Here is an 18,287-nt window from a genome sequence, read left to right as displayed (position 1 = left end):
GGGTCAGGACGCCGAGGTGACCCGGTAGACGTCGTAGACGCCCTCGACGCTGCGCACGACCTTGAGCACGTGGCCCAGGTGCTTCGGGTCGCCCATCTCGAAGCTGAACCGGCTCACCGCCACCCGGTCGCGGGAGGTGGTCACCGAGGCGGACAGGATGTTGACCTTCTCGTCGGCCAGGACCTTGGTGACGTCGGAGAGCAGCCGGTGCCGGTCGAGCGCCTCGACCTGGATGGTCACCAGGAACACCGACGACTCCGACGGCGCCCACTCGACGTCGACGAGCCGTTCGGGCGTGGCGATCAGCTCACCGGCGTTGGTGCAGTCGGTGCGGTGCACCGAGACGCCGCCGCCCCGGGTGACGAACCCGAGGATGTCGTCGCCGGGCACCGGGGTGCAGCAGCGGGCGAGCTTGACCCAGATGTCGCTGGCGCCCTTGACGATCACGCCGGCATCGCCGGTCGAGCGGCGGCGGGTGATGGTGGAGGGGGTGGCCCGCTCGGCCAGCTCGTCCTCGGCGTGCTCGACCCCGCCGAGCAGCGCGACCAGGCGCTGGACGACGTGCCGGGCGGAGACGTGGCCCTCCCCCACGGCCGCGTACAGCGAGCTCATCTCGGTGTAGCGCAGTTCGCGGGCCAGGGCGGCCATCGAGTCGGCGGAGACGAGTCGCTGCATGGGCAGGCCGACCCGGCGGACCTCCTTGGTGATCGACTCCTTGCCGGCCTCGATCGCCTCTTCCTTGCGTTCCTTGGCGAACCACTGCTTGATCTTGGCCCGCGCGCGTGGTGAGGCGGCGAAGGCGAGCCAGTCGCGGGAGGGGCCGGCGCCCTCGGCCTTGGAGGTGAAGATCTCGACGACGTCGCCGTTCTCCAGCTTGCGTTCCAGGGCGACCAGCCGGCCGTTGACCCGCGCGCCGATGCAGCGGTGGCCGACCTCGGTGTGCACGGCGTAGGCGAAGTCGACCGGGGTCGAGCCGGCGGGCAGCGTGTGCACGTCGCCCTTGGGGGTGAAGACGAAGATCTCGCGGGCGGCCAGGTCGTAGCGCAGCGACTCCAGGAACTCGCCGGGGTCGGCGGCCTCCCGCTGCCAGTCGAGCAGTTGGCGCATCCAGGCCATCTCGTCGACCTCGACGGCGTGGCCCTCGTGGGTGCCTCTGGTCTCCTTGTACCGCCAGTGCGCGGCGATGCCGTACTCGGCGGTGTTGTGCATGTCGTAGGTGCGGATCTGCACCTCCAGCGGCTTGCCCTCCGGACCGATCACGGTCGTGTGCAGCGACTGGTAGACGCCGAAGCGCGGCTGGGCGATGTAGTCCTTGAACCGGCCGGGCATCGGCTGCCACAGCGCGTGCACCACGCCCATGGCCGCGTAGCAGTCGCGCACGTCCTGGACCAGCAGCCGCACGCCGACCAGGTCGTGGATGTCGTCGAAGTCGCGGCCGCGGACGATCATCTTCTGGTTGATCGAGTAGTAGTGCTTGGGGCGGCCCTCGACCTTGGCGTTGATCCGGGACTGTTCGAGGTGGGTGGTCAGCTCCTCGGTCACCTTGTGCAGGTAGGTGTCCCGCGAGGGTGCCCTGGTCGCCACCAGGCGGACGATCTCGTCGTACTTCTTGGGTTGCAGGATCGCGAACGCGAGGTCCTCCAGCTCCCACTTGACGGTCGCCATGCCCAGCCGGTGGGCCAGCGGGGCGAGCACCTCCAGGGTTTCCCTGGCTTTCTTGGCCTGCTTCTCGGGGGGCAGGAAGCGCATGGTGCGCATGTTGTGCAGCCGGTCGGCGAGCTTGATGACCAGGACGCGCGGGTCGCGGGCCATGGCGATGACCATCTTGCGGATGGTCTCGGCCTCGGCGGCCGAGCCGAGTTGCACCTTGTCGAGCTTGGTCACGCCGTCGACCAGGCGGGCGACCTCCTCGCCGAAGTCGTCGTGCAGGTTCTTCAGCGAGTACTCGGTGTCCTCGATGGTGTCGTGCAGCAGGGCCGCGACCAGGGTGATCGTGTCCATGCCCAGCTCGGCGAGGATGGTGGCGACGGCGAGCGGGTGGGTGATGTACGGGTCGCCGGACTTGCGCCGCTGGTCGCGGTGGGCCTCCTCGGCGACGTCGTAGGCATGCTGGAGCAGGGCGAGGTCGGCCTTGGGGTGCAGTTCGCGGTGGACCGCGGCGAGGGGTTCGAGCACCTGTTTGACCGGCGCGGACCGCTGGGCGGTGATCCGTCTGGCCAGGCGCGCCCGTACCCGGCGGGTCGCCGACGGTGCCCGCACGGCGTTCTGCTGGGCGGCACCATCCTGTGTCGCCCCGGTCTCAACGTTCTGGCTCACTCGCGGCTCCCGAGAACTCCAAGTCCTGAGAATAGCCTGCTAACGTATAGTTGAATCTTCAACCTCAGGAGTTGTCATGTCGATGCCGGTGATCTACCTCAGCCACGGGGCCCCGCCGCTGGCCGACGACCAGGTCTGGACGAGGGAACTCGCCGACTGGTCGGCCGGCCTGCCGACACCCAGCGCCATCCTGATCGTGTCCGCGCACTGGGAGAACGCCCCGCTGACCATCGGCGCCACGACCACCGCGCCACTGGTCTACGACTTCTGGGGCTTCCCCGAGCGCTACTACCAGGTCACCTACGCCGCCCCCGGCGCGCCGGAACTCGCGGCGAAGGTCCGCGGCCTGCTCGGCCCGTCGGTGCACGACGACCCGACCCGGGGCCTGGACCACGGCGCCTACGTGCCACTCGTGGAGATGTACCCGGACGCCACCGTGCCCGTCCTGCAGATCTCCATGCCGTCACTGGACCCCACCGAGCTGCTCGGCGTCGGCCAACGACTCGCCCCGCTGCGCGAGGAGGGCGTACTGATAGTCGGGTCCGGGTTCTTCACCCACAACCTGTCGGAGATCCAGATGACCGACCCGGCCGTCGCCCCGCCGTCCTGGTCGGCCGAGTTCGACGACTGGGGCTCACGGGTACTGGCCGAACGGGACTTCGACGCGCTGCTGGACTTCCCGCACAAGGCCCCGGCCAGCCAACTGGCTCACCCGAGGACCGAGCACTTCGCCCCGCTGTTCGTCACGCTCGGCGCCGGCCTGGCCACCAGCGAAGCGCCACGGTCGGTCATCGACGGCTACTGGTACGGCCTGTCCAAGCGGTCCGTGCAGTTCGCCTAGCCGCCTAGATCGTCTGCAGGACCTGGATGTCCCGGCCGGGGAGCAGGCCCCGGCCGCCGAGGGCGGTCAGCTCCAGCACCACCGACACCGCCGACACCCGCGCGCCGGCCCGCTCCACCAGCTGGCACACGGCGGCCACCGTGCCGCCGGTGGCCAGCACGTCGTCCACCACGGCCACCCGCTGCCCGGGTTCGAGCACGCCCGCCGGCAGTTCCAGGGAGGCCGTGCCGTACTCCAGCGAGTAGTCGACACGGTCGGCCACGGCCGGCAGCTTGCCCGGCTTACGGATCGGCACCAGGCCGCAGCCGAGCGCGACCGCCACCGGACCGCCGAGCAGGAAGCCCCTGGCCTCCACGGCGGCGATCACGTCGACGTCGGCCGGCAGCCCGGCGGCCATCGCGTCGACGACCGTCCGGACCGCCTCCGCGTCCGCGAACAGGGGGTTGAGGTCGCGGAACAGCACGCCCGGTTCCGGAAAGTCCGGAACCGTGCGCACCAGTTCCAACGCCCGTCGCAGATCAGCCACGGTCAGTGGCGCTTCTTGCCGGTCGGCCGGCCGCCGTGCTTGCCGCCCGGTCGCCCGCCCTGCTTGCGCCGGCCGGACTCCGCCGGCTTCGGGTTGCGCGCCGGCACGCTGGAGGCCGCCGCCATCGCCTTCTCCTTGCGCAGCTCCGCGGCCAGCGCGTCGTCGTCGCTGGCGTCGAACTCATCCTCGACCTCGACCTCGACCTGGCCGGTGGCGTCCTGCTCGGCGGCCGCCTTGCGGGCCAGGTTCTCCCGGCGGGCGTGCACCCGGCGGGCCTGGTCCTTGTACTTCTGGTCGGTCATCTTCAGGTCGACCAGGATCGGCGTGGCCAGGGCGATCGAGGACAGCGCGCCGGCGAGGATGCCGGTCAGCTGCACCAGCGCCAGGTCCTGCAGGGTGCCGACGCCGAGCAGGCCGACGCCGACCACGAGCAGACCGATGATCGGCAGCACGGCGATCAGCGACGTGTTGATCGACCGCATCAGCGTCTGGTTCAACGCGAGGTTGGCCGCCTCGGCATAGGTCCGTCTGGTCAGGCCGAGCAGACCCCGGGTGTTCTCCTTGACCTTGTCGAACACGACCACCGTGTCGTAGAGGGAGAAGCCGAGGATCGTCAGCAGACCGATGACGGTCGCCGGGGTCACCTCGAAGCCGACGATCGAGTACACGCCGGCGGTGACCACGACGTCGTGGATCAGCGCGGCCAGCGCTCCGACCGCCATCCACTTCTCGAAGTAGACCGCCAGGAAGATCGTCACCAGCACCAGGAACACGGCCAGAGCGATCAGCGCCTGCTGGGAGATCTCCCCACCCCACGACGCGCTCACCGCGCTGTCGGAGATGGCCTGCTCGCTGGGCTGGCCACTGTCGTTGAGCGGCTGGAAGTCGCTGAACAGCGCCTCGCGCAGGTCGGCGACCTCGCGGCTGTTCAGCGTCTCCGAGCGGATCTGGATGGTCGAGCTCTCGCCGGACCCGACCACCTGCACGGTCGCCGGCTCACGGCCGAGGGTGTCGGAGAAGACGTCGGTGACCTGCTCGGTCGAGATCTCGCCGTTGGCGCCCTGGGCCGGCATCGAGATACGCGTGCCGCCCTCGAAGTCGATGCCCAGGTTGAAGCCCCGGAACACGATCGAGGCGATGCAGACCAGCATCAGCACCGCGAAGAACACGTACCAGCGCTTGCGCTTGCCGACGACGTCGAACGCGCCGTTGCCGACGTAGAGCCGTTCGCGGAGCTTGCGTGGCTTGGCCGCCGGACGGGGGGATTCGTCGCTCGCCACCGTCACGCCTCCTTCGTCGCGGTGCGGGCGCGACCACCGGCGGTCCGGTCGTTCGACACGCGTTGCACGTTGCCGAGACCGGACAGCTTCGGACTGGACAGGGTTTTCGACTTGGACGCCAGCGCGACCAGCGGGTGGGTCACGAAGAACACCACGATCAGGTCGAGCACGGTCGACATGCCGAGGGTGAACGCGAAGCCCTTGACCTGGCCGACGGCCAGGACGTAGAGCACACCGGCGGCGAGGAACATGACCGCGTCGGCGGACAGGATGGTGCGCCGGGCGCGGACCCACGCTCTGGGGACCGCCGACCGGAACGTTCGGCCCTCCCGCATCTCGTCCTTGAGCCGTTCGAAGAACACGATGAACGAGTCGGCCGTGATACCGATGGCGACGATGAACCCGGCGACGCCGGCGAGGTCGAGCGTGAACCCGATCCAGCGGCCAAGCAGCACCAGCACGGCGAACACGATCACACCGGAGAGCACGATCGACAGACCGGTCAGCAGGCCGAGCATCCGGTAGTAGAACAGGCAGTAGACGAACACCAGCACGATGCCGACCGCGCCGGCGATCAGGCCGGCCTCCAGGGAGGCCAGGCCCAGGGTCGCCGAGACCGTCTCGGCCTCGGAGTTGTCGAACGAGAGCGGCAGCGAGCCGTACTTGAGCACCTCGGCGAGGCTCTTGGCCTCGTCGGCGGTGAACCCACCGCCGGCACCGCCGCTGATCTGGGTCTGCCCGCCGGAGATCGGCTCGCGGATCTCCGGGGCCGACACGACCTGGGTGTCGAGCACGAACGCGGCCTGCTTGCCGACGTTGGCCGTGGTGTAGTCGGCCCAGATCCGGGTGCCCTCGCTCTTGAAGTTGAGCGTCACCACGTGGCCGACGCCCTCGGGGTTGACCGCGGAGTTGGCGTCGGAGATCTCGGTGCCCTGCAGGAAGGTGGGGCCGAGGATGTACTTGGCCGTGCCGTCCTGGTCACAGGCGACCAGCGGCAGCTTCGGGTCGTCGTTGCCGACCAGCGGGTCGGCCTTGGAGCAGTCCAGTGCGGCGATGGCCGCCTGCTGGGCGGCCGGGTCGGCCTGGACCGTGCCGTCGGCGCTGGGGACCAGGGTCGCGGCCTGGCGGACCGCCTTGGCCTCCTGGATCTGCTTGGCCGTCTCCGGGTCGACGGCGCTGTCACCGTCATCACCGTCGGCCGGCGGCTCGGTGGCCGGGTCCGAGGCGGGTGGCTCGCTCGCCGGCGGCTGGGACGGCTCGTCGCTGGGCTGGCCGGCCAGCGCCGGCGCCGGGCGGCCCTGCGGGGCGCTGGAGGCGTCCGGCGGGGTCGAGGCGTCGGCCGGGGGCGGGGTCGACGGTGGGGTCGAGGGTGGCGTGGAGGCCGGGGCCGACGGGTCGGTGCTCGGCGCCGGTTCCTCGGTGGGCGCCGGCTCGGCGGGGACCGCCTGGTACACCTGCCGGAAGCGGAGCTGGGCCGTCTGGCCGAGGTCCTTGGCCTGATCGCCCTCCTCGCCCGGTACGGTGATGATCAAGTTGCTACCGTCGAGGACAACCTCGGTGCCGGAGACACCGATACCGTTGACGCGGTTCTCGATGATCTGCCGGGCCTGTTCGAGGGCCTCACGCGAGGGCGCCTGGCCGTCCTCGGTCCTGGCCGTCAGGGTGACCCGGGTCCCGCCCTGGAGGTCGATACCCAGTTTGGGTTTCAGCTGATGATCCGGGGTGGCGAACACCAAGGTGTAGAGCAGGACCACGATGAACAGGAAGAACGCGAGATAGCGCCCCGGGCGGATCTGCCCTGACGGTGGTGCCACGGTCGGTCGGTCTCCTCGGACTGGCGTCGGTCCTCCGGCGCGTCTTGTCACACACGACTGCGCCCGCACCCGTTGACAAGTGCGGGCGAAGGCGCAGCGTACCTGTGGTGACGTGAGGCCCGTGTCACACGGTCACGTCACGTTCACAGGTTATGGCTACTTCTGCTTGGTGTCTGCCTTGGTGTCGTCCTTGACGTCCTCGTCCACCAGGGTCTCGTCCTCGACCAGGTCGACGTCCTCGCCCTCGGCGTCCTCGACGACGTCCTCATCGTCCTCGACGACCGGGCCCACCTTCTCGCGCACCGCGGCACGCAGCCACTCGGTCTCGACACCGGGCGCGATCTCGATGCCGATCGTGCTGTCGTCCGAGGTGTCGATGACCGTGCCGTAGAGACCGGAGGTGGTCATCACCCGGTCACCGATGGTCAGCGAGTTCTGCAGCGCGACTTGCTGCTCCTGCGCCCTGCGCTGGCGCCGGCTCATGAAGTACATCATGACGCCGAGCAGCCCGAACAGCAGAAGCATGGGAAGCAGTTCCATTTTTCTCCATCCGTGGAAAGCTGTATTCAGTCTGCGGTGTGCGCAGGGTCACTGCCGAACAGAGTAGGCGGAATCGGACCTGGGGCGTTAGCCGGGGCCGACAGCCCTAGGTGCGTCCATGCCGACGCGGTCGCCACCCGGCCCCGGGGCGTCCTGGCCAACATGCCTGCTCGAACCAGATATGGCTCGCACACCTCCTCCACCGTACTTGCTTCTTCGCCGACCGCGACAGCCAGTGTCGACACCCCTACCGGCCCCCCGCCGAACGAACGCACGAGCGCGTCCAGTACGGCGCGGTCCAGGCGGTCCAGACCCAGCTCGTCGACGTCGTAGACACGCAGCGCGGACATGGCGATCTCGCGGGTGATCGAACCGTCGGCGCGCACCTCGGCGAAGTCGCGGACGCGGCGCAGCAGGCGGTTGGCGATGCGGGGTGTTCCCCGGGAGCGGCCGGCGATCTCGGTGGCGCCGTCCTCGCGCAGGTCGACGCCGAGGATCGCCGCCGAGCGGCGGAGCACCTGTTCCAGTTCGGCCGGCGAGTAGAACTCCATGTGGGCGGTGAAGCCGAACCGGTCACGCAGTGGGCCGGTCAGCGATCCGGACCGGGTGGTGGCGCCGACCAGCGTGAACGGCGCGATCTCCAGTGGGATGCTGGTGGCGCCGGGGCCCTTGCCGACGACCACGTCGACCCGGTAGTCCTCCATCGCGAGGTAGAGCATCTCCTCGGCGGGGCGGGCGATGCGGTGGATCTCGTCGATGAACAGCACGTCGCCCTCGACGAGGTTGGACAGCATCGCGGCGAGGTCGCCGGCGCGTTCGAGCGCCGGGCCGGAGGTGATCCGCAGCGCGCTGCCCAGTTCGGCGGCGATGATCATCGCGAGGCTGGTCTTGCCGAGGCCGGGCGGGCCGGAGAGCAGGACGTGGTCGGGTGGGACGCCGCGCTGGGTCGCGCCCTGGAGGACGAGTTCGAGCTGTTCGCGGACCCGGGGCTGGCCGACGAACTCGGCGAGCCGGCGGGGTCGCAGCGACGTCTCGTCGTCACGTTCGTTCGGTGTCGCGAGCGGCGACAGCTCCGTGCCGTCGGCGGATCCGCCGAACTCGTCCTCGATCTCGTCCCCGGTCACCGGGCCATGGTGCATGATCCGCTACCGCTTGCGGCCGAGGGTGGCCAGTGCCTTGCGCAGCACGGTCGCCTGGTCGGCGGTGCCCGAGCCATTGCCCGAACCGTTGCCCGAGCCGTTGCCGCCGAGGACGCCGTCGACCGCCTGTTCGGCCTGCTTGGCCGGGAAACCCAGGCCCACCAACGCCTCCACGACCGAACCACGGACCGCGCCGTTGACGGCGGGGGCGGCGGCCGGCAGGGCGCCGATCTTGTCCCGCAGTTCGATGACCATCCGCTCGGCGCCCTTGCGGCCGATGCCGGGCACCTGGGTGAGCACGGTGAGGTTGCCCTCGCCGAGCGCGGCGCGCAGCTGGTCGGGGTCGAGCACGGCGAGGGTGGCCAACGCGATCCTCGGGCCGATCCCGGAGACGGTCTGCAACAGCCCGAACAGGTCGCGGGCGGCGTGGTCGGCGAAACCGAAGAGGGTCAACGAGTCCTCGCGCACCACGAGGGCGGTGGCCAGCGCCGTCTCCTCGCCGGTGCGCAGGGTGGCAAGGGTGGCCGGGGTGGCCTGCACGGCGAGACCGACCCCACCGACCTCGACCACGACGTGGTCGAGACCGATGGCGAGCACCCGGCCACGGACTGAGGAGATCATGACGTCGTTCCTTTCGCGCCCTTCGCGGCGCCTCGGGCGGCCTCGGTGATCCGGGCGCGGTGGCGGCGGGCCAGTTCGGCCGCCTTCGCCTCGGCCTCGGCGAGGCGGTCGCGCAGGGGTGCGCGCCAGAGATGGCAGATGCCCAGGGCCAGCGCGTCGGCCGCGTCGGCCGGGCGGGGGGCCTCGGCGAGCCCCAGCAGGCGGGTGATCATCGTGGTGACCTGGGCCTTGTCCGCGCGGCCCGAGCCGGTGACGGCGGCCTTGACCTCGCTGGGGGTGTGGAAGGCGACCGGCAGGCCCCGGCGGGCGGCGCCCAGGGCGACGACGCCGCCGGCCTGGGCGGTGCCCATCGCGGTGCGCACGTTGTGCTGGCTGAAGACCCGCTCGACGGCGACCACGTCGGGGCGGTGGCGGTCGAGCCACTCGTCGACGGCGTCGGCGACCGCCAGCAGGCGCAGCGCGAGGTCGTCGTCGGGGGACGTGCGGATCACGTCGACCGCGACACAGCGCACCGAGCGACCGGTGCCCCCGTCGACGACGGCGATCCCGCACCTCGTCAGCCCGGGGTCGACACCCAACACGCGCATGCGTCCACCATTCCCTGAGAACATCAGTTCGAACCCTATCGAGGGTCCCCGCCCGGGTCCGGCAGCGACACGGCGGCTGTTGACATGCGTGCTAAAACATCCTCGTACAGGGAATGTAAGCGCTTCCAGTCTGGTGTCCACGGCGACCGACCCGGAGGTATGCGATGACCCGACCCACCCGACTCCTCGCGGCCGTCCTGGCGGTGACGCTGCTCGCCTCGGCCTGCGGACGCGACGACGACGGCGGCGGCGCCGCCGAGGAGGGCGCCCAACTCGACCAGGGCAAGGCCTCCGGCGAGATCACCGTCTGGGCCATGGGCACGGAGGGCGAGAAGTTATCCGTGCTGGCCGAGGACTTCATGAAGGAGAACCCGGACGCGCGGGTCACGGTGACCCCGGTGCCCTGGGACGGCGCGCACAACAAGATCTCCACCGCGATCGCCGGCCAGGAGACCCCGGACGTGTCCATGCTCGGCACGACCTGGATCGGCGAGTTCGCCAACACCGGCGCGCTCGACGTCGTCCCGTCCGACCTGGTGTCCGAGCAGGACTTCTTCCCCGGCGCCTGGGAGACCGGCGTCGTCGACGGCACCTCCTACAGCGTGCCGTGGTACGTGGAGACCCGGCTGCTGTTCGTGAACCGGGCGGCGGCCGAGAAGGCCGGGATCACCGAGGCGCCGGCGACCTGGGAGGACCTGCACGCGGCGGTCACCGCCCTGCGGACCAAGGGCGGCGCGAAGTGGGGCATCTACCTGCAACCGGGCCAGACCGGCGCGTGGCAGACGGTGATGCCCTTCGTCTGGCAGAACGGCGGCGACATCCACGACGGGACGCGGTTCGTGCTCGACGCGGCGCCCAACGTCGAGGCGCTGGCCTACTACGAGTCGTTCTACGCCGACGGACTGTCCACACGGGACAGATTGCGGGAGGGTGAGCCGGAGCCCAAGCTGCTGTCCGGGGAGATCGCGTCGTTCGTGTCCGGGCCGTGGCACATCGGCCTGCTCAACGAGCTCGGCGGCGAGGGGAAGTTCGAGCTGTGGCCGATGCCCGCCGGCCCCGGCGAGTACACCTCCTTCATCGGCGGGTCGAACCTGTCGGTGTTCAAGGAGGCCGACAACCGCGACGGCGCCTGGAAGTTCGTCTCCTACCTGATGCGACCGGACGTTCAGGTCAGGTGGTACCAGACGGTCAGCGACCTGCCGGCGGTGCAGGCCGCGTGGGACGACCCGGTGCTGGCCGACGACCCGCTGCTGGCGACCTTCGGCGACCAGCTCGACACCGCCAAGGCCCCGCCGCCCATCCCCACCTGGGAACAGATCGCCGCCGGCGTGGACACCGAGCTGGAGAAGATCGCCAAGGGCGCCACCTCCCCCGAGGCCGCCGCCACGGCGATGCAGGAACAGGCGAGCGCGATCGGTACCGGGAACTGAGGACCCCGGCGTGCGCCGGACCAGGAACTCCCGGACGTCACCGGCGGCCGGGTCCGCGCTGTACCGGGCGCTGACCGGCTGGACGTTCGCGCTGCCCTTCACCGTGCTGTTCCTGCTGTTCACGGCGGGACCGGTGGCGGTGTCGCTGGTGATGAGCGTGACCGACATCCGCAGCGCCGACCTGCTCGACCCGCTCGGGGTCGAGGTGGTCGGGTTCGACAACTACGTGCGGCTGTTCACCGACCCCAAGTTCGTGCGGGCGTGCGTGAACACCGCGGTGTTCGTCGGGGTCGGTGTCCCGCTGACGATGGCACTGGCACTGGCGTTCGCGCTGGGGCTGAACTCCGGGCTGGTCCGGTTCCGCACGGCGTTCCGGGTCGGCTACTACCTGCCGGTGGTCACCAGCATCGTGGCCATCTCGGTGGTCTGGCGCTTCCTGCTCCAGCCGGAGTCCGGACTGGTCAACGAACTGCTCTCGGCCGTGGGGATCCAGGGCCCGAACTGGCTCAACGACGAGGCGTTCGCGCTGCCGACGCTGATCGTGATGGCCGCGTGGCGCAACCTCGGCTTCGCGATGGTGATCTTCCTGGCCGGGTTGCAGGCCATCCCCCGCGAGCTGTACGAGGCGGCGACGATCGACGGCGCGCGGCGCTGGGCCCAACTGCGGCACCTGACCGTGCCGATGCTGGCGCCGACGATGCTGTTCGTCGCGGTGATCACGACCATCGCCTACGTGCAGTACTTCGAGGAGCCGTTCGTGATGACCCAGGGCGGGCCGCTGGACTCGACCCTGTCGATGGCCCACCACACCTACAACCAGTTCGGTTTCGGCAACTACGGCTACGCCTCGGCGATGGGCTACGTGCTGTTCGTCGTGGTCGTGGGGCTGTCGATCGCCTGGTTCCGGCTGCTGAGGAACAACGTTGACCGGTGAGCGCGGCACGCGACGCAAGGACCGGGTGGCCAGGCTGGGCCTGCACCTGGTGCTGGCGGCCGGGCTGGTGGTGATGGTCGGGCCGTTCGTGTGGATGGTGCTGTCCTCGTTCAAGACCGAGAGCGAGATCCGCCAGGTGCCGATGACCTGGCTGCCCGACGAGGTGACCTTCGCCAACTACGGCGACCTGTTCGCCAGGCTGGACTTTCCGACCTACTTCACCAACTCGGTCGTCGTCACGGTGTTCACCACGCTGACCAACCTGCTGTTCTGCTCAGCGGCCGGGTACGCGCTGGCGAAGCTGCCCTTCGGCGGCAGGCGGCTGCTGTTCGCGGTGGTGCTCGGCACGATCATGGTGCCCAACATCGTGACGATCGTGCCGCTGTTCGTGCTGTCCAGCAATCTCGGGCTGGTCAACACGCTCGCCGGCCTGATCCTGCCCTTCGCCGCGCAGGCGTTCGGCGTGTTCCTGATGCGCCAGTTCATCCTGTCGATCCCGGACGACCTGTTGGAGGCCGCGCGGATCGACGGCGCGACCGAGTTCCGGATCTTCCGCCGGATCGTGCTGCCGCTGTGCCGCCCGGCGCTGGCGACGCTGGGGATCCTGACGTTCCTGTCCTCCTGGAACAACTTCCTGTGGCCGCTGGTGTCCGCGACGACCGAGGACACCTACACCCTGCCGGTGGCGCTGGCGCTCTACGCCATCGGCCAGAACCGCACCGACTACGACCTGCTGCTCGCCGGCTCGGTCGTGGTCGTGGTGCCCGTGCTCGTCGTGTTCGTCCTGCTGCAACGCCATTTCGTCCGGGGCATCGCGACCACCGGACTCAAGTAGGAGGGTTCACCGATGGCCTTACGCCTGGCCGTGACGGCGGTGCTCGCCGTCGCGCTGGTCACCCCGCTCGCCCCCGCCGCCGCCGCGCAGCCGGCGGCCGCCCCGGGGTTCGAGCGGCTCGCGCGGGACACCTGGCGGTCGTTCACCGCGCTGGTGGCGCCGGCGACGGGTCTGCCGGCCGACAACATCGGCGGCGACCTCGACCCGTCGACGCGCTCGCGCTACACCTCGCCGACCAACATCGGCTCGTACCTGTGGTCGGCGGTGGTGGCCGAGGAACTGGGCCTGATCGGGCGGCGTGAGCTGGTGGAACGCACCCGCAGGACGCTGGACTCGGTGGCCAGGCTGGAGCGGCACGCCGACTCCGGCCAGTTCTACAACTGGTACGACCCGGTGACCCTGGCGAAGCTGCGGACCTGGCCAGAGGACGGCACGGTCGTGCACCCGTTCCTGTCCAGCGTGGACAACGCGTGGCTGGCGACCGCGCTGATGGTGGTCCGCAACGCCGTCCCGGAGGCCCGCACGCGGGCCGGTGAGCTGCTGGAACCCATGCGCTTCGACTTCTACTACGACCCGGCCGCCCGGGGCCCGGACGTGCCGGCCGGCCTGATGCGCGGCGGGTTCTGGGACGAACAGCCGCCGGGCTGCTCACTGCCGGGCAACTACCTGGGCATCGGCGAGGACGTGTTCTACACCTGCCACACCTACGGCAACTTCGCCAGCGAGGTGCGGATGATCAGCTACGTGGCGATCTCGCTCGGGCAGGTGCCACCCGCGCACTACTTCGCGCCGTGGCGGACGTTCCCGGACACCTGCGACTACGGCTGGCAGGAGCAGCGCCCGAACGGCGAGTTCGTCGACTACCTCGGGGTCCCGGTGTTCGAGGGCCACTACACCTACCGGGGCCTGAAGTTCGTGCCGACCTGGGGCGGGGACATGTTCGAGGAGCTGATGCCCGACCTGTTCGTGCCGGAGGTCAGCTGGGGCAGGAACTCCTGGGCACGGCAGCACTCGGTGTACGTACGCGGGCAGATCGAGCACGGCCTGCGCGACGCCGGCTACGGCTACTGGGGCTTCTCCCCCGCGTCCAACCCGGCCGGCGGCTACCGCGAGTACGGCGTGGACGCGATGGGCCTGGACTCGCTGGGCTACACCAGCGACCAGGAACGCACCTCGGTCGACCCGGGGTTCGCCGGCTGCCGGGACGCCCAGCCGGAACCGGCCGGGTACGGCGACGGGGTGGTCACCCCGCACGCGGTGGTGCTGGCGCTGCCCTACCAGCCGAGGGCGGCGACCACCGAGCTGGCGAAGCTGCGGCGCGACTTCGACAGCTACGGCCCGGGCGGGTTCTACGACTCGATCGCGGTGCGCAGCGGCACGGTCGCCAAGCGGTACCTGGCCCTCGACCAGGGCATGATCATGGGGACGCTGGGCAACCTGCTCGGCGACGACGTACTGCGGGAGGCGTTCGTCCCCGGCGGACCGCAACGGCACCTGCGCCCGGTGATGGCGATGGAGGAGTTCAGCCTGCCGCGCCACCAGTGAGTGACGCAGGCCGGGCGCGGGCCGGGCGCGGTCGTCCACGCCCGGCGTCGCCTCGGAGTAGCCGAGGTCGGCGCCGGGGGCGGATGATCGGGAGCGTCAGTCGGGTGGGAGGAGCGGACATGGCGGACCAGCGGGTCGCGATCGTCACCGGTGGGTCGGGCGGGATCGGCCGGGCCAGCGCCGAACGGCTCGGCGCCGACGGCTTCGCCGTCGTCGTGCACTACGCGGGCAACCGGGACCGGGCGGTGGCGGCGGCCGGCGCGGTGACCGGCGCCGGGGGCCGCGCGGTCGTCGCCGGCGGGGACGTGGCCGACGAGACGGCCATGGCGGCGGTGTTCGACCTCGCCGACAGCGAGTTCGGCGGGGTCGACGTGCTGGTCCACACCGCCGGGATCATGCCGCTGGCGCCGGTCGTCGACCTGGACCTGGACACGTTCGACCGCGTCCAGCGCACCAACGTGCGCGGCACGTTCGTCGTCGACCAGCTCGCCGCGCGGCGGCTGCGGCCCGGCGGCGCGATCGTCAACTTCTCCACGTCGGTGACCCGGTTGCAGATGCCCGGGTACGCCGCCTACGCGGCGTCCAAGGGCGCGGTGGAGTCGCTGACGCTGATCCTGGCCCGTGAGCTGCGCGGCCGGGACATCACGGTCAACGCCGTCGCCCCCGGGCCGACCGCCACACCGCTGTTCCTCGACGGCAAGAGCCAGCAACTCATCGACCAGATCGCCTCGGCGAACCCCCTGGGGCGCCTCGGCACCCCGACCGACATCGCCGAGACCGTCGCGTTCCTCGCCGGCCCCGGCCGGTGGGTCAACGGCCAGGTCCTCTACGTCAACGGCGGCGCGGCCTGAGGGTCGCGCGGGACCCTGACCGGGGCCTCCACCAACTCCGGGCGTAACCGCTCCACCGGCAGCAGCCACGGGTCGGTCGGGGCGCCGTCGGGGTTGGCACGCCAGCGGCGGCAGACCTTCGACAGCCGCACCGGGTACACGGTCAGCGTGCCGTCCCCGGCGATGTGCAGGCGCAGGAAACCCTTGTGGTCCTCGATGCCCTGCCCGGCGAACGCCTCGTTGGAGTTGATCCCGAACCGGCTCGCCACCAGCAGGTACAGCGCGACCAGCTGCGCGTCCAGGAACCCGAGCACCACCGGCGTCACGACCACCACGAACCCGAACACCAGCCAGTCCCCCGCCGCGCCCTCGGGCAGCACGTCGCGGTAGAGCCAACGCACCGCGAACGCCCAGCCGGCGCTCAGCGCCAGGTGCCCGGCGGCGTGCAGGACACCGGCGAGCACGTTGGTTCTGCCGGTCCTCGGCAGGTCGAACCGGGCGAACGCCACCCCGGCGAACACCAGCACGACCGCGGCCACCGCCGCCGGTGACCAGGCCGCCAGCTGACCGAACACGCCCTGGCGGTCGGGGTTGCCGACTCCGGTCACGCCGTAGAGCACGGCCAGCGTCATCGCCGTCTGCAGCAGGCCGGTCAGCGCCCAGAACCCCGGGTTGCGCCACGGCAGACGGAAGATCCCGGCCGCGAGCCACTCCGACTCGGTCTTGCCGGGGTAGCGGGCGGCCAGGTCGTAGCGCCGCTGGTCGGACGGGGCCCGCACCCGCGACCGCGCCGGCGGCAGGGTCAGCGTCCGGGGCAGGGTGTGGGTGCTGGCGAGGTAGGCGCCGCCGAGACCGCAGGTGATCCGCTGGCCGGTGCCGTCGCGTTCGGCGTAGCGCACGTAGTGGTGCTTGTCGCCGGAGAGCATCAGCGGGACGGTGGCGCCGCGCGGGCGGATGACCTCTCGCTGGAAGAACTCGATGGTGTCGTAGCCGGTGCTCGGCCCGCCGGAGCCGGCCGGCACCCAGGCGGGCTTGGAGGTGCACAGGATGACCGCGTCGCCCTCCTCCAGGGCGGTGGCGGCGTCGCGGAAGTAGGCCAGTTGCGGGGCGTCGACGTAGTCGTCGAACTGGGTGTCGACGGCGTAGAGCCACCACCGGTGGGGTAACTCGAGGGCGAAGTAGCTGCGGCTCTGCGCGGTGGCCCAGCCGCCGACCGGCCGGCCCTGGCCGAAGACCCGCAGGAACGTGGTGAGGCCGTCGTACCAGTCGTGGTTGCCGGGCAGGGCGTAGAGCGTCGGCGACTCGGGCGGCGCGACCGGCAGCGCCGCGCGGTAGACACCCTTGCTGCGGTCCTCGTAGGCCTCGGTGGACGCGGCCGGGTAGACCTGGTCACCGCCCATGACCAGCACCCGTCCGCGCGGCAGGGTCTGCCCGCCGACGGTCAGCTCCGGCGCGGCCAGCAGCGAGGCGATGGAGTAGGTGGCGTCGAAGCCGTCACCGAGGTCGGCGACGAAGTCCAGCCAGTGGCCGTCCTCGGCGTGGGAGTGGACCCCGGCTCCCAGCGTGGCCTGGAGTTCGCGTTTGTCCGCGTAGGAACCGAAGATCGAGGCCATCACCGACTGCGCGCCGGTGGTGATCAGCACCCCCGGGTTGAGCCAGCGCACCGCCCGCCGTGGCTGGAAACCCAGTTGTTCCTCGGTGATCTCCCGTGGGCGGGGCCGGGGCGCTGCCATGCCGGACAGCCTCGTGCATCGCCGGTGCGATGTCGAGTACCGGGGGTCACGGTCCGTTGACGCCCGGCACCCAGCTCTCCGGGCTGCCGCTGACCGTCAGGATCCGTTGCCAGCGCGCGAACCCGGCCGGCGCCTGCGGCTGCCACGGCCAGACCGTGTCGGCCGTCGGCACGATCAGCTGCAGGGCCGGGAAGTCACCGTCGGGGTGCAGCAGGAACGCGGTGCCGAAGTAGGGGAAGTAGTGGCCCTTGGCGACACGCTCGAAGGTGATCGGTGTGCCGTCGAAGAAGTCGTGGTACCGCACGCCCGGGATGTACTTCTTGCCGGCGGCCACCCGGTGCACGTACACGTTCACCAGGTGCCGGCCGGCGTCGGGCGGCAGGCCGACAACGATGCCCTCCGGCACGCCGAAGCTGCGGTAGGCGCCGACGGAGAACGTGAACGGCGCCTCGCCGTCCTCGGCGGGGACCTGGACGATCGCGTGGCCGTTGGTGTCGGCCTCGGCGATCAGCCGGTCCCGCAGGGCCAGGTCGTCCTCGGTCAGGCTCGAACCACCGTCGGTCACCGGCACCCCCTGGTCGATCTTTCGCGCTCCCGGCCGTGAGGATACGAAACGCGGCGGCCCGCGTCTGCCGAACGGTCGCAACCTGTGCCAGTGTCACACCGGGACGACGGACGGGGGCCGAAGTGGTCGACGAGCGGGGTGTGCTGCACGTACCCGGTGCGCTACCGGCCGTGGACCCCGCCGCGCGGCAGGACTGGGACGGGCTGCGGGCGGCGCTGCGCGACCGGCTCGCCGGCGAGCTCGGCACCCTCCAGATGTGGTGGCGCGACCACGACGACCCGAACCGCACGTCGGTCACGGCGTTCGGCGACCGGGCGATGTGCGTGGCGACCCCGGTCACCACCGAGGGCCGGGCGCGACACCGCCTCGAGATCCTGCGGTGGGTTCCCGGCTCGCTGACCAGCAGCGAGTTCCACGGCCCTGGGCCGGGCGCCGTCACCCGTGAGGACCGCCCGCCGACGCTGGGGGCGCTGCCGACGCCGGTCCGCGACCTGCTGGGACATCTGCCGGCGCCCGCCCAGTGGTATCTGCAGGTCCCGCTGGTGACCACCGGGGACGACGTCGATGGCCAGGCCTGGTACCACGTCTGGACCCGGCCGGAGCCGAAGCTGACCGCGTGGCTGTGGGTGCGCACCTCGGCAACGGTGACCTTCGCGCACGGGCAGCGGGTGGTCCGGGGCGGCGGCGGAACTCCCGTCGAACACTGGGACCTGCGGTGTTGGCGTGCCACCTGCGCGTGACCACGCGGAGT

The 18,287-nt window shown here is 70.9% G+C and carries 17 protein-coding genes; 7 read left to right on the top strand and 10 right to left on the bottom strand.

Going from position 1 to position 18,287, the window contains the following annotated elements; translation table 11 throughout:
• Window positions 1-3 precede the first annotated feature (3 nt).
• Window positions 4-2,316 (bottom strand): RelA/SpoT family protein, encoded by a 2,313-nt coding sequence (locus tag BLA60_RS00285; protein WP_075130635.1) that lies wholly within the window; start codon window positions 2,314-2,316, stop codon window positions 4-6.
• Between the two features lie 76 nt (window positions 2,317-2,392).
• Here BLA60_RS00285 and BLA60_RS00280 point away from each other — a divergent pair, with 76 nt between their 5' ends.
• Complete coding sequence (locus BLA60_RS00280; protein ID WP_075130634.1) at window positions 2,393-3,157, top strand: dioxygenase family protein; 765 nt, start codon at window positions 2,393-2,395, stop codon at window positions 3,155-3,157.
• Between the two features lie 4 nt (window positions 3,158-3,161).
• Here the strand turns inward: BLA60_RS00280 and BLA60_RS00275 are convergent, their stop codons facing one another.
• The 7 genes from BLA60_RS00275 to ruvC all read right to left on the bottom strand — a co-directional run bounded on the left by BLA60_RS00275 (window position 3,162) and on the right by ruvC (window position 9,664).
• The gene (locus tag BLA60_RS00275; RefSeq protein WP_154814033.1) at window positions 3,162-3,689 is read right to left on the bottom strand and encodes an adenine phosphoribosyltransferase; all 528 of its coding nucleotides are present in this window, start codon (window positions 3,687-3,689) and stop codon (window positions 3,162-3,164) included.
• Window positions 3,686-4,963, bottom strand: coding sequence for a protein translocase subunit SecF (gene secF / locus BLA60_RS00270; protein WP_154814032.1), 1,278 nt, complete (start codon window positions 4,961-4,963; stop codon window positions 3,686-3,688). Before secF ends, BLA60_RS00275 begins: the two co-directional genes overlap by 4 nt.
• 2 nt (window positions 4,964-4,965) lie before the next feature.
• The gene (secD, locus tag BLA60_RS00265; protein ID WP_075130631.1) at window positions 4,966-6,777 is read right to left on the bottom strand and encodes a protein translocase subunit SecD; all 1,812 of its coding nucleotides are present in this window, start codon (window positions 6,775-6,777) and stop codon (window positions 4,966-4,968) included.
• 156 nt (window positions 6,778-6,933) lie between these two features.
• A complete protein-coding gene (gene yajC, locus BLA60_RS00260; protein WP_245811767.1) occupies window positions 6,934-7,302 on the bottom strand; it encodes a preprotein translocase subunit YajC in 369 nt (122 codons plus the stop codon).
• Window positions 7,303-7,343: 41 nt separating this feature from the next.
• The gene (ruvB, locus tag BLA60_RS00255) at window positions 7,344-8,441 is read right to left on the bottom strand and encodes a Holliday junction branch migration DNA helicase RuvB (protein ID WP_425427035.1); all 1,098 of its coding nucleotides are present in this window, start codon (window positions 8,439-8,441) and stop codon (window positions 7,344-7,346) included.
• A 21-nt stretch (window positions 8,442-8,462) separates the two neighbouring features.
• Entirely contained in the window at window positions 8,463-9,077 is a 615-nt protein-coding gene (ruvA, locus tag BLA60_RS00250) for a Holliday junction branch migration protein RuvA (RefSeq protein ID WP_075130628.1), read from the bottom strand.
• Complete coding sequence (ruvC, locus tag BLA60_RS00245; RefSeq protein WP_075130627.1) at window positions 9,074-9,664, bottom strand: crossover junction endodeoxyribonuclease RuvC; 591 nt, start codon at window positions 9,662-9,664, stop codon at window positions 9,074-9,076. The genes ruvA and ruvC overlap by 4 nt, the downstream gene beginning before the upstream one ends.
• A 164-nt stretch (window positions 9,665-9,828) precedes the next feature.
• Between ruvC and BLA60_RS00240 the strand changes: the two genes are divergently transcribed.
• The 5 genes from BLA60_RS00240 to BLA60_RS00220 all read left to right on the top strand — a co-directional run bounded on the left by BLA60_RS00240 (window position 9,829) and on the right by BLA60_RS00220 (window position 15,259).
• Window positions 9,829-11,094 (top strand): sugar ABC transporter substrate-binding protein, encoded by a 1,266-nt coding sequence (locus tag BLA60_RS00240; RefSeq protein WP_075130626.1) that lies wholly within the window; start codon window positions 9,829-9,831, stop codon window positions 11,092-11,094.
• 10 nt (window positions 11,095-11,104) lie between these two features.
• A complete protein-coding gene (locus BLA60_RS00235; protein WP_084734498.1) occupies window positions 11,105-12,028 on the top strand; it encodes a carbohydrate ABC transporter permease in 924 nt (307 codons plus the stop codon).
• Entirely contained in the window at window positions 12,018-12,863 is an 846-nt protein-coding gene (locus BLA60_RS00230; RefSeq protein WP_075130625.1) for a carbohydrate ABC transporter permease, read from the top strand. The genes BLA60_RS00235 and BLA60_RS00230 overlap by 11 nt, the downstream gene beginning before the upstream one ends.
• A 12-nt stretch (window positions 12,864-12,875) precedes the next feature.
• On the top strand, window positions 12,876-14,408 hold the full coding sequence (locus BLA60_RS00225) for a glucoamylase family protein (protein ID WP_084734497.1): 1,533 nt from the start codon (window positions 12,876-12,878) through the stop codon (window positions 14,406-14,408).
• A gap of 119 nt (window positions 14,409-14,527) precedes the next feature.
• Window positions 14,528-15,259 carry an SDR family oxidoreductase gene (locus tag BLA60_RS00220; protein WP_075130624.1) on the top strand — a complete coding sequence of 244 codons (732 nt, stop codon included), beginning with the start codon at window positions 14,528-14,530 and terminating at the stop codon, window positions 15,257-15,259.
• Here the strand turns inward: BLA60_RS00220 and BLA60_RS00215 are convergent.
• Both BLA60_RS00215 and BLA60_RS00210 read right to left on the bottom strand, forming a co-directional pair.
• Window positions 15,235-16,971, bottom strand: a complete 1,737-nt coding sequence (locus BLA60_RS00215) for a metallophosphoesterase family protein (protein ID WP_075130623.1) — start codon at window positions 16,969-16,971, stop codon at window positions 15,235-15,237. The two genes, BLA60_RS00220 and BLA60_RS00215, sit on opposite strands and share 25 nt — an antisense overlap.
• A gap of 46 nt (window positions 16,972-17,017) precedes the next feature.
• Window positions 17,018-17,536, bottom strand: a complete 519-nt coding sequence (locus BLA60_RS00210; protein WP_084734628.1) for a DUF4262 domain-containing protein — start codon at window positions 17,534-17,536, stop codon at window positions 17,018-17,020.
• A gap of 140 nt (window positions 17,537-17,676) precedes the next feature.
• Here BLA60_RS00210 and BLA60_RS00205 point away from each other — a divergent pair, with 140 nt between their 5' ends.
• A complete protein-coding gene (locus BLA60_RS00205; protein WP_154814031.1) occupies window positions 17,677-18,276 on the top strand; it encodes a hypothetical protein in 600 nt (199 codons plus the stop codon).
• Window positions 18,277-18,287: the final 11 nt, after the last annotated feature.

Source organism: Actinophytocola xinjiangensis (assembly GCF_001921215.1).
In the GTDB taxonomy this organism is placed as follows: Bacteria; Actinomycetota; Actinomycetes; order Mycobacteriales; family Pseudonocardiaceae; genus Actinophytocola; species Actinophytocola xinjiangensis.
This window is presented reverse-complemented; position numbering and strand designations above follow the sequence as displayed.

Bases quoted from the DNA above. Each gene is read 5' to 3' on its own strand.
- BLA60_RS00225 (WP_084734497.1), top strand. From the start codon at position 12,876: ATGGCCTTACGCCTGGCCGTGACGGCGGTGCTCGCCGTCGCGCTGGTC.
- BLA60_RS00280 (WP_075130634.1), top strand. From the start codon at position 2,393: ATGTCGATGCCGGTGATCTACCTCAGCCACGGGGCCCCGCCGCTGGCC.
- ruvC (WP_075130627.1), bottom strand. From the start codon at position 9,664: ATGCGCGTGTTGGGTGTCGACCCCGGGCTGACGAGGTGCGGGATCGCC.
- BLA60_RS00215 (WP_075130623.1), bottom strand. From the start codon at position 16,971: ATGGCAGCGCCCCGGCCCCGCCCACGGGAGATCACCGAGGAACAACTG.
- yajC (WP_245811767.1), bottom strand. From the start codon at position 7,302: ATGCTTCTGCTGTTCGGGCTGCTCGGCGTCATGATGTACTTCATGAGC.
- BLA60_RS00240 (WP_075130626.1), top strand. From the start codon at position 9,829: ATGACCCGACCCACCCGACTCCTCGCGGCCGTCCTGGCGGTGACGCTG.
- ruvA (WP_075130628.1), bottom strand. From the start codon at position 9,077: ATGATCTCCTCAGTCCGTGGCCGGGTGCTCGCCATCGGTCTCGACCAC.
- BLA60_RS00220 (WP_075130624.1), top strand. From the start codon at position 14,528: ATGGCGGACCAGCGGGTCGCGATCGTCACCGGTGGGTCGGGCGGGATC.